Origin of the sequence: Nocardia cyriacigeorgica, assembly GCF_010868145.1 — a bacterium.
In the GTDB taxonomy this organism is placed as follows: Bacteria; Actinomycetota; Actinomycetes; order Mycobacteriales; family Mycobacteriaceae; genus Nocardia; species Nocardia cyriacigeorgica_D.
The window spans coordinates 277,309-285,275 of the sequence record NZ_JAAGUY010000003.1 but is presented as its reverse complement, the minus strand read 5'-3'; the positions used below and the strand labels follow the sequence as shown (position 1 = coordinate 285,275).

Genomic DNA, 7,967 nt, shown 5'->3' with positions numbered 1-7,967 from the left:
CTGGTGCTGGGCGGAACGCGGGCCGTAGTCGTCGGCAGGGCCGGGGCGCCAGGGCTCGGGTGGGTCAGTCCTGGGTTGGCCAGTAGCGGGCCGGTCGCCGTGACCGTACGGGGCGGGCCTCGGATCCCCCGGCTTCGGTCATGGCGAGATGCAACAGCAGGACGACCGTCACCATGCTGACGCCGACCGTCAACGGGGTCAGCAGTTGCCCGGCACCCGCACCGGATGGCTGATGCATGTGCGCCGCGTGCTGCACGCGCATGGCGAACATGCCGGTGTAGTGCATTCCTGAGACGGCGATTCCCATGACGACGGCGGCGCCGACGGTCGCGAGGGTGCCGCGCACGTGCAGTGCGAACCACAATGCCGCCGTCGCCGCGATCACCGCGATCACGATGGACACGAGGACGATCCACCCGTTGTAGTCGAGCGCGGCATCGGATTTCATCGCATACATGCCGCAGTAGTGCATGGTGCCGACGCCGACGCCGGTGATCGCGCCACCGATCAGGAGCGCGCCAGGCCCCCAGTTGCGCCGTTGGGCCACGCCGAGCCCGATCCACACGACCACCATGGCGATGAGCGCGCTGATCAGCGTCATCGGCACGTTGTAGCGGATCGAGGCGCCCTCGATCGAAAAGCCGAGCATGGCGATGAAGTGCATCACCCAGACTCCGGTGCCGCCGATGGCGACTGCCGCCGCGATCATCCATCCGTCACGCATCGATGTCGACTGCGCCCTGGCCATGCAGCGTAGCCCTAGCAATGACCCGGTGAACGACATCAGGTACGCGACGACGGGTGTGAGCCACCCATAGCTGAAGTGATCGATCGTGGGCACACGAGCTCCCTAGCGTGCTTGGGCTCGAACCATGCGTCAGCATCATCCGAGCCGTAGATGAACAAGGATCCGCAGGTAGGGAATTTACAGTACTAATTTCCTTTTAAACAGGAAGGCGTTCGGCCGAAGAATGGGATGCCGGGAGCGGCGGACTCGGTGAGCGAAACGCCGGCCCACGCGATCCTGCACCCGCCGCCCGTGCGAGATCTACCGGGTGTCCCACGCACGCCACTGGCAACTCACCGGCGCGCGCGCCTGCTGGAATCGAGCACCGCCCAGCCGGCTGTAACGGTCAGGGTTGCGCGTCAGGTAGGACGGCGGGCTCTGCTGAGGTCAGGTCGGGGCCGGACAGATCCTTCAAATCCACACCCGAACGGCCCAACCGGCGCGCACCGGCCACCAGACCCACCACGACGCGTGCGGCCTGTCGGTAACCGAGGCCGTTCGGGCGGTGAATGTTGGATACGCAATTGCGGTCGGCGTCGGCGCAGTCGAGCCGCGGCTGGTGGGTCAGGTAGACGCCGAGGCTGTCGGCGACCGAGAGCCCGGGACGCTCGCCGATGAGGACCAGCACTGTCGCCACGCCGAGGGCGACAGCGATGTGATCACCGAGCGCAACGCGGGCCTGCGTCGCGATCACCGGCGGCGCGAACGACGCGCGCGGGCCGAACTCGGTGATGAGTGCGGCGACCATCGCGGGGCCATGCGCGAGCAGAGCGCTCGGGGAGAGCCCGTCCGCGAGGACGATCCCGATCTCGGCGGTGTCGCTGTCGCTCGCCGAAGCTCGGTCGTCGTCGCCGGTGAACGGCCACGACTCACCTGGCAGACGTCCCAGATCTGGGCGACGCAGATACTCGGCGCGGTCGCGCGCTCGGCTGCGCACCCTGAGCGGTTCGCCCAATCCCATGGTGACGATCCGCTCGTGCAGTGCGTCGACGTCCAGCGGGGTGTGCACCGCGTCGCGGGCGGCGGCGTGGGCCGCACGGAACTCGAGCACGTGCGCGGTGGGCAGGGCGTTGCCCGCGCGGCCGAGTCCTATCCGAGCCTGCGTCGTGGCGCGCAGATCGGTCCAGAATTGCCGCTGGTCGTCGGAGTCGGCCGGCGGGTGATCTCCGCTCATCGCCGCACTCCGGTCAGCGCGCGCAGCGGTGAGCTCAGCGGCGGCACCGCCAGCACCCGGCCCGCGTCGTCGATCATGCCGAGCCGGTGCAGCCACGCCTCGAACTCGGGGGCCGGACGCAGTCCGAATACCTGACGCGCGTAGAGCGCGTCGTGAAAGCTCAGACTTTGATAGCCGAGCATCGCATCGTCGGCACCGGGCACCGCGATCACAAAGGCGCACCCCGCGGCGCCGAGCAGCGTGAGCAGGGTGTCCATATCGTCTTGATCGGCTTCGGCGTGGTTGGTGTAGCAGACGTCCACACCCATCGGCAGGCCGAGCAGTTTGCCGCAGAAATGGTCCTCGAGACCGGCCCGGATGATCTGCTTGCCGTCGTACAGGTACTCCGGACCGATGAAACCGACGACGGTGTTCACCAGCAGCGGATCCAACGCACGGGCCACCGCGTAGGCCCTGGCCTCCAGGGTCTGCTGATCGACAGGGCGGCCACAGGCACCACGATGCGCGCCCGCCGACAGGGCCGAACCCTGACCGGTCTCGAAGTACATGACGTTGTCGCCGACCGTCCCGCGCCGCAACGCCCGCCCCGCGTCGTTCGCCTCCCGCAACAGCGAAATGTTCACACCGAAGCCGGCATTGGCGCCCTCGGTCCCGGCGATCGACTGGAAGACCAGGTCCACCGGCGCGCCTGCCTCGATCAGGGTGAGTGTGGTGGTGACATGGGCGAGCACACAGGACTGCGTGGGGATGTCGAAGCGGGTGCGCACCTCGTCGAGCAAGGCCAGCAGGTCGGCGGTGGCGCGCGGTGAGTCGGTGGCGGGGTTGATGCCGATCACCGCGTCACCACAGCCGAGTAGCAGCCCGTCGAGGACCGCGGCGGCAATGCCGCGCGGATCGTCGGTGGGGTGGTTGGGTTGCAGTCTGGTCGCCAGCGTGCCGGGCCGCCCGATCGTGGTACGGAATGCCGCGTGCACATGGACGGCCCGCGCGACGGCGATCAAATCCTGATTGCGCATGATCTTGCTGACCGCGGCGACCATCTCCGGCGTCAGCCCGGGCGCGAGGGCCCGCAGCGTCGCGGCCGCCTCGGTGCCGTTCGCGCCTGCCGCGACCTCGAGCAGCCGGTCCCGTAGACCGCCGACGGTCAGATGCGCGATGGTCTGGAATGCCGTCCGATCATGGGTGTCGATGATGAGCCGGGTGACCTCGTCGGTCTCGTAGGGCACTACCGGCTCGTTCAGGAATACCGTCAGCGGCAGATCGGCCAGCGCCCACTGGGCCGCGGCCCGTTCGGCATCGGATTCGGCGGCGCAGCCGGCCAGTTCGTCACCACTGCGTAGTGGCGTGGCCTTGGCCAGCAGATCGACGAGCCCGTCGAAACGGTAGGTCACGCCACCGGCGGTTGCGGCGTAGGACGCCATACGATTCCCTTCCGGCAGCGGGGGCGGCGCACTTGTCGTCGGGTGGAAGTAGAACATGCCACCGCCGGTTTCGGCCGATGCCGCGGCAGGGATGTCAGGGCTGAACAGCCGGCCCGGCGGATGCGGCCGGGAATCGGCTCAGCACCGGCTCCACGACACGCGCGGCGATGGGCCCGACAATCGCCATGATCAGCACGTAGGCCGACGCCAATGCAGCCAGTTTGCCGTCGATGGCCCCGGTGCTGACCGCGAGCCCGGCGATGACGATGGAGAACTCGCCGCGCGCGACCAGCGCCACCCCCGCTCTGGCCCGGCCGAGGCGGCGGATGCCCTGACTGCGCGCACCCCACCAGCCGGTGGCGATCTTGGTGATCGTCGTGACGACCGCCAGTGCGACCGCCCAGCCCAGCACCGGCGGGATGGCGGTCGGATCGGTGTTGAGGCCGAACGCCACGAAGAAGATCGCGGCGAACAGATCGCGCAACGGTTCCAACAGTCGCACCGCCTCCCGCGCGGTGGAGCCGGAGATCGCGATTCCCAGCAGGAACGCACCGACCGCCGCCGAAACGTTCAACGCCGAGGCCACACCCGCCACCAGGAGTGCCGCGCCGAGCAGCTTGAGCAGGAACACCTCGCGGTCGGTGCTGTCGACCACCGCCGAGACATAACGTCCGTAGCGCAGGGTTACCACCAGCACGATGGTGATCGCGATCAACGCCACGCCCAGTGATTGCACCCCGCTCACGAAACTCAGCCCCGCCAGCACCGTGGTCAGCACCGGCAGGTACACCGCCATCGTCAAGTCCTCGAACACCAGGATCGACAGCACCACCGGCGTTTCCCGGTTACCGAGCCGCCCCAGGTCGTTGAGCACTTTGGCCGCGATTCCCGACGACGAGATGTAGGTGACGCCACCGAGGGTCAGGGCGCCGACCGGTCCCCAGCCCAGCAGCAGCGCCACCACCGCACCGGGCGTCGCGTTCGCGACGATGTCGAGCAGACCGACCGGCCAGGAACGGCGCATCCCGGTGACCAGCTCGGCGGCGGTGTATTCCAGACCGAGCAGCAACAGCAGTAGAACCACACCGATCTCGCCGGCAATATGCCCGAACTCGTTGGCCGCGCCGAGATTGATCAATCCCCCTTGACCGAAGGCGAGGCCGCCGAGCAGATAGAGCGGTATGGGCGAGAGCCCGAACCGGCCCGCCACCCGCGCGAACACCCCGAGAGCGAACAACACCGCGCCCAGCTCGATGAGGGCGAGCGCGGTCGTGGCCACCGGATCAGCCGTGCGTGAGAATCTTCGCCGCGGCGTCAAGGCCGTCGGGTGTCCCGACGACGACGAGAAGATCACCAGTGGTGAAGGTGAAATCCGGCCCCGGCGAGGGGTGCAGCTGCCCCGCCCGCATCACCGCAACGATGGACACCTTGGTGCGAGTGCGCATCGCGGTTTCGCCGAGGGTCCGACCGCCGTAGGGCGATTCGTCCGAGATCGGCAGCTGGCGGGTGGTGATGCCGGGCATATCGCGATGGTCGTCGTTGAGCCGGGAAACCAGCTGGGGCGCACCGAGCAGATTGGCCAGCACGGCGGCCTCGTCGGTGCTCAACGCGACCTGCGCGGCACAGGCGTCCGGGTCCTCGACCTTGGACACGATCAGATCGATATCGCCGTCGCGATGGGCGACGACACCGATCCGGCGCCCGGACCGCACCTCGAAGTCTTTTCGCACCCCGATCCCGGGTAACGCAGTGACATCGACATTCACAAGTCCAGGCTAACCGCCCCCGAACAATCCGCCGAGCGCGCCACGAGCCACCACGATTCCGGCGATTGCCAGCGCCCATCCGGTGGCGCTGTCGGCATGGCGCGACAGCCAGTCGTTCAGCCGGATGAGCAGCGGTTCCACCTGCCGATGGGCCAGATTCCTGACCCCGATCAGTACCAGCGCGGGCACCACCATGACCGCGCAGTAACCGGCGAGCAGCGCCACCGACACACCACCGGGCAGGTCGGTCGAGACCAGCAATCCGATGGCGGCCAGATACGGAACCATCGACAACACTTCCAGCGTGCCCGCACTGACCGCGAGGACGGCGAGCCCACGACCCGAGGACTGGGTCTTCAGGGCGCGGTCGCGCCAGGCCGCGGTGCGATCGGCTTCGCCGCGTTCGCGTCGCTTCCTGGAATCGAACCGCCACGACACCGCGAACAGCGCGATGCCGAGCGCCAGCTGCGGCCACAGCACCCAGGGGCTGTCGGCGAGGTCGCCGAACCGAGCCAGGCCGGCCGAAGCGCCGAACAGCAGCGCCACACCGACCACGAAATAGAACCCCGCGATGGCGAGCAGATACACCAGCATGCGTCGTAGCGGAGGCCGGTCCGGCGCGAGCAACAACCACAGCGGGACGACGAGAGTACCGATGGAGGTGCTGTCCACCAGGGCGAGCGCGGCCAGACCCAGAATGAGCGTCACCGGCCGAGCTTCGCGCGGATCGGTGCTCACGCGCGTCGGTCGACGGTGGGATCGCCGCTCATCACTTCGGTGGACCCGCACCGGAGGTGAGCTGTGCTGAGATGGGTGCGTGAAGTGGTGGACGGCGTTGTCGGCGACGGCGCAGGAGGCGCTGATCGTCGCGTTCGTCTTCACCGTCGGCGCGGCGCTGTACGGCTTCGGCATGTACGCGATGACCGGACACAGTTCCGACACGCCGCTGACGGTGCGCATGGCGTTGCTCGGGTTGTTGTGCGCGACGAGCATGTTGCGCCGCCGCAAGCCGATGTGGGCTCTCTCGGCCGGTCTGGTTCCGCTGCTCATCGACTTCGCTCTCGGTCCGACCATCCCCATCTGGCTCGTCTACTCCGATCTCATCTATGCGAGCGTGCTGTACGGGACCCGGCGCCAGTCGCGGTTCGTGGTCGGCGCTGCCATCGCCGTCACGGCCGTCGGTTCGGTGGCCGCGTGGATCATCAGCGGCGAGTGGCGCGCCATGCTGATCGCCCTGCTTGCCGCCTCCGCGTTCGTCGGCACGTCGATCTGGTGGGCGTTGACCGTGCGTGCGCACAAGGAGACCGCACAGGCCGAACGGGCGAAGGCGCGCGCGCTGGAACTGGTGGCCGAGCTGGACCGCAGGGCGGCGATCGCCGACGAACGCAAGACCATGGCCCGCGATCTGCACGATGTGATCGCCGGGCATCTCTCGGCCATCGCCATCCAATCCGAGGCCGCGCTCGGGCTGCTGTCGCGCCGCGACGATGACGATCCCGCCTTGGCCGGCGTGGTCGAATCCATCCGGTCCAACAGCGTCAGCGCGCTCCAGGAGATGCGCATCATGATCGGTTTGCTGCGTCGCGACGACGGCGCCGAGGATCTCGCCGCGCCGCGCGGTCTTGCCCAACTGTCGTTACTGGTCGACGCAGCCCGTTCCGCGGGAAGCACCGTGCGAGTGCACGGTGCGGTAGACGGCGACCCGCTGCCGAGCGCGGTCGATCAGGCCGCCTACCGGATCATCCAGGAAGCGCTGACCAACGCCATGAAGCACGCCCCCGGGCAGGAGGTCGACATCGACATCGCCACCGAGGCGACGACGCTCACCGTCGCGATCCGCAACCCTCTGCCGCCGCAGCCGAACGGATCCGCCGCCGACCCGGCGGGCCTGTCGCACCGAGGCCTGACCAACATGCGCGAGCGAGCCGCAGCCCTCGGCGGCGAGTTCGCGGCCGGCCCCGCCGCCCGAGTGTGGACGGTGCGGGCGGATCTGCCGACCACCGTCGCTGTCTCCGGAGGTGAACCGCGATGACGATCCGGGTGCTGATCGCCGATGATCACAGCGCGATTCGCGCGGGCCTGCGCATGATCCTCGACGCGGCCGACGGTATCGAGGTGATCGGCGAGGCCGCCGACGGCGATGTGGCGGTCGCGCAGACCAGGGCACTGCGACCGGATGTCGTGCTGATGGACGTGCGCATGCCCGGCGTCGACGGCATCACCGCGACCGGCCGCATCACCGCCGACGGTTTGGCCAGGGTGCTGATCCTGACCACCTTCGATCTGGACGAATACGTCTTCCGTACCTTGCGCGCGGGTGCCTCGGGATTCGTGCTCAAGTCGGTGTCGGGGCAGGATCTGGTGGCATCCGTGCGCGCGGTCGCGGCGGGCGACGGTGTGCTCGCCCCCGAAGTGACTCGCGCGGTGATCGCAGCCTTCGCCGCTGCCCCCGACACACCGGCCGACAGCGCGCCCGACGGCCTGGCCGATCTCACCGAACGCGAACGTGAGGTGCTCGACTGCCTCGGCGACGGGCTGTCCAACGCGCAGATCGCGGGGCGACTGTTCATCGGCGAGACCACGGTCAAGACGCATGTCTCGCGGGTCCTCACCAAGCTGGGAGTTCGCTCACGGGTTCAGGCGGCGATCCTGGCCAGGGAGCTGCGCGGCGGTTAGGCGTACCTCCGCATTCGCTCCGGCCGTGCGCGGTCTGAAGACGGACTGCGTCCGGCAGCGCCCAACGTGCGTACCTCCGCATTCGCTCCGGCCGTGCGCGGTCTGCAGGCGGACTGCGTCCGGCAGCGCCCAACGTGCGTACC

8 protein-coding genes are annotated in these 7,967 nt (G+C 68.7%); 2 read left to right on the top strand and 6 right to left on the bottom strand.

Features of this window, described 5'->3' with window-relative positions; genetic code table 11:
- Nucleotides 1-64: 64 nt before the first annotated feature.
- The 6 genes from GV792_RS07750 to GV792_RS07725 all read right to left on the bottom strand — a co-directional run bounded on the left by GV792_RS07750 (nt 65) and on the right by GV792_RS07725 (nt 5,856).
- The gene (locus GV792_RS07750) at nt 65-841 is read right to left on the bottom strand and encodes an MHYT domain-containing protein (protein ID WP_163823085.1); all 777 of its coding nucleotides are present in this window, start codon (nt 839-841) and stop codon (nt 65-67) included.
- A 292-nt stretch (nt 842-1,133) separates the two neighbouring features.
- Nucleotides 1,134-1,961: an ethanolamine ammonia-lyase subunit EutC gene (eutC, locus tag GV792_RS07745; RefSeq protein WP_163823083.1), complete on the bottom strand. Its 828-nt coding sequence runs from the start codon at nt 1,959-1,961 to the stop codon at nt 1,134-1,136.
- Entirely contained in the window at nt 1,958-3,382 is a 1,425-nt protein-coding gene (locus GV792_RS07740) for an ethanolamine ammonia-lyase subunit EutB (protein WP_163823081.1), read from the bottom strand. Before GV792_RS07740 ends, eutC begins: the two co-directional genes overlap by 4 nt.
- 94 nt (nt 3,383-3,476) lie before the next feature.
- Nucleotides 3,477-4,661, bottom strand: a complete 1,185-nt coding sequence (locus tag GV792_RS07735) for a cation:proton antiporter (protein ID WP_163823079.1) — start codon at nt 4,659-4,661, stop codon at nt 3,477-3,479.
- A gap of 4 nt (nt 4,662-4,665) precedes the next feature.
- Nucleotides 4,666-5,148, bottom strand: coding sequence for a cation:proton antiporter regulatory subunit (locus tag GV792_RS07730; protein WP_163823076.1), 483 nt, complete (start codon nt 5,146-5,148; stop codon nt 4,666-4,668).
- 9 nt (nt 5,149-5,157) lie between these two features.
- Nucleotides 5,158-5,856, bottom strand: coding sequence for a GAP family protein (locus tag GV792_RS07725; protein WP_309138478.1), 699 nt, complete (start codon nt 5,854-5,856; stop codon nt 5,158-5,160).
- A gap of 109 nt (nt 5,857-5,965) precedes the next feature.
- Between GV792_RS07725 and GV792_RS07720 the strand changes: the two genes are divergently transcribed.
- Nucleotides 5,966-7,180, top strand: a complete 1,215-nt coding sequence (locus tag GV792_RS07720) for a sensor histidine kinase (protein WP_309138477.1) — start codon at nt 5,966-5,968, stop codon at nt 7,178-7,180.
- On the top strand, nt 7,177-7,824 hold the full coding sequence (locus GV792_RS07715) for a response regulator (protein ID WP_163823072.1): 648 nt from the start codon (nt 7,177-7,179) through the stop codon (nt 7,822-7,824). The genes GV792_RS07720 and GV792_RS07715 overlap by 4 nt, the downstream gene beginning before the upstream one ends.
- The last annotated feature ends 143 nt before the right edge of the window (nt 7,825-7,967 follow it).